At 56.3% G+C, this 2318-nt stretch carries 1 protein-coding gene; it reads left to right on the top strand.

What is annotated here, in order from left to right; all coding sequences use genetic code 11:
* Window positions 1-303 precede the first annotated feature (303 nt).
* A complete protein-coding gene (locus AB5Z54_RS09770; protein ID WP_368161404.1) occupies window positions 304-1998 on the top strand; it encodes a phospho-sugar mutase in 1695 nt (564 codons plus the stop codon).
* The last annotated feature ends 320 nt before the right edge of the window (window positions 1999-2318 follow it).

Raw genomic sequence — 2318 nt, 5'->3', positions numbered from 1 at the left:
CCATCGCGCCGAGAGTACTGCGGGGTCAGCCCGTGGGAGGCCAGGGCGCCGCTGACCGGTGGACGGCACCGAGCCGTACGCTTGAACTGAGAAGGGGGAGGCCTCGCGGCCTCCCCCTTTTTTGCGTTACAGATGACATTCTCTAAGCAATTTAATCAATCCAATCATCCACCGGTGAATATAAACGTTCACCGTTCTGTGGCCGGTTCTCTGTTCTCAATGGACTAATATTTGCTTTAGCGCGCTGATGCGCTTGTCCTGTTTTATACGGGTTGTTTTATTGATTGTGACGGAAGGACTCACATGGCAGATGTTCATGAGCTGCTTGATACTTGGATTGCCAATGTCAAGGACGAGGAGCTCCTCGCTGAGCTCAACACAATGAAGGAGCAGGGTGACGAAGACGCCATCACCGACGCTTTCTTCCAAGATCTCGCCTTCGGTACCGCCGGTCTACGTGGCACTATCGGTGCAGGCACTAACCGTATGAATATTTATACGGTCGGTCGCGCGACGCAGGGATTCGCTGACTACCTCAATGCGACCTTCGAGCATCCGATGGTTGCCATCGCTCGCGATAGCCGCAATAAGGGTGAACTGTTCGTTAAGACGACGGCTGCCATTCTTGCGGCAAACGGCGTGACTGCTCTCGTGTATCCTAAGATTTCTCCCGTGCCGACGCTTTCCTGGGCCGTCCGTGACCTTAAGTGCTCCGGTGGCATTTGCATGACCGCTAGTCATAATCCAGCGCCTTATAACGGCTATAAGGCCTATGGCCCCGACGGCTGCCAGATCACCAGTGAGGCCGCCGATGCAATTTCTAGGGCTATCGCCGAGACCGATACGTTTACCGGCGTGAAGTCCATGGACTTTGATGAGGCTCTTGAGCAGGGTCTGGTTAATTGGATCGATGACTCGTGCCTCGAGCGTTATTATGACGCCGTTCTCGCCTGCGGCGTGACTAACCTTTCTGCCGAGGAGATTGCCGGCGCACCGCTTAAGCTCGTCTACACTCCGCTCAACGGCACCGGCCTCATTCCCGTCACGACGGTGCTCGAGCGCGCTGGCATCACCGATGTCACGGTTGTTCCCGAGCAGAAGGAGCCTAACGGCGATTTCCCGACCTGCCCGTATCCTAACCCCGAGATCCGTCAGGCCATGCAGAAGGGCATCGATCTCTGCGAGCAGGTTCACCCTGATCTGCTGCTTGCAACCGATCCCGACGCCGACCGTGTTGGCGTTGCCGTCAAGAATGGTGATGACTACCTGCTGCTGACCGGTAACGAAATGGGCGTCCTGCTGCTCGACTATATTTGCAAGACCCGTGCCGCCCGCGACGAGGATCTCACCAAGAAGGTTGCCGTTACTACTATCGTTTCTTCCGCCATGGTTGACGCTCTGGCCGAGGAGTATGGCTTTGAGCTCCGTCGCTGCCTGACGGGCTTCAAGTACATCGGCGACATCATTACCTCGCTTTCCGATGCTGGCGAGGTCGACCGCTTTATCTTCGGTTTCGAGGAGAGCTACGGCTATCTGGCCGGCGACCACGTGCGCGATAAGGACGCGGTGAGCACTTCGCTTCTGATTTGCCAGATGGCGCAGTATTACAAGCTGCAGGGTAAGAACCTTGCCGACGCGATGCACGAGCTGTACGAGAAGTATGGCTACTATCACAATAAGACGATTTCACTGAGCTATCCGGGTGCTGAGGGTGCGGCAAAGATGGCCGGCATCATGGCCGGTCTGCGCGAGAACCCGCCCGCGGAGCTCGCCGGTTCCAAGATTGAGGCCGTCGTTGATTACAACACCTGCGTGAACGGCCTGCCGAAGGCTAATGTTATTGAGTTCGATCTTGAGGGTGGCAATAAGGGTATCGTTCGTCCTTCCGGCACCGAGCCCAAGATCAAGCTGTACATCTTCGCTAAGGGCGCGGATGCCACCGAGGCAGATGCAGCACTTGGCGTGATCGAGGAGTCCGGTCGCAAGCTGCTGGCATAAGGGATTTAAGAGTCTATTGCTATAGATAGGCGAAAGAGGGGATCTCGGAAGTGAGGTCCCCTCTTGTTTTTAACCAGCCAGCCGAGAGTACTTATATGTGTAGGAAATGTGTACGCCCAGATTCCCGCCCGCGGGGGCCCTCCGGTCTGGCAATATATCTCCTTGCCGCGCGGCCCGGTCGAACCGGATCAGCCGCAAAGCGTGCACCTTGAGAACCGGATACTGCGAGGATGGACACTTCCGAGTGTCGCATCCGGGCAGACATCGAACCATTTGAAATGGTCTAACTTGGATTTGTTTTTCGCAAGGCCGCCGAGAGG

It is taken from the genome of Collinsella aerofaciens, from assembly GCF_040910185.1.
GTDB classification, from domain to species: domain Bacteria; phylum Actinomycetota; class Coriobacteriia; order Coriobacteriales; family Coriobacteriaceae; genus Collinsella; species Collinsella aerofaciens_BF.
Note: the sequence above shows the minus strand (reverse complement) of the source record. Positions and strands in the feature narration are given on the sequence as shown.